This is a genomic window from Yersinia sp. 2542 StPb PI (genome assembly GCF_048593855.1).
Classification (GTDB): Bacteria; Pseudomonadota; Gammaproteobacteria; order Enterobacterales; family Enterobacteriaceae; genus Yersinia; species Yersinia enterocolitica_E.
The window spans coordinates 1-248 of record NZ_JAZGQA010000569.1; the positions used below are offsets into that span (position 1 = coordinate 1).

A 248-nucleotide genomic window follows, 5' to 3' on the forward strand; every position below is an offset into this window, starting at 1 on the left:
GCCATTGATCGTATAAAAATCAGTGGCGCAGAGCCTTTACCCCGCTGGTTGCCACTGCAACGCATCGCCAATCAGGCACAAGGCCAGTGTTTAGGCGGACAGGGCATTAATCTGCTGATGGGCCAATTGCAAAACCGCCTGATCGACCACGGCTATGTCACCACTCGTGTTCTGGCCCCGCAGCAGGATTTGAACAGCGGCACACTGGCGTTACACGTGGTGCCCGGCACAATACGCCATGTTGAACT

The 248-nt window shown here is 55.6% G+C and carries 1 protein-coding gene; it reads left to right on the forward strand.

The window, feature by feature from the left end; genetic code table 11:
* Window positions 1-248, forward strand: a 248-nt coding sequence (locus V1952_RS22770; protein WP_420075661.1) for a POTRA domain-containing protein, incomplete at both ends; no start/stop codon positions are given.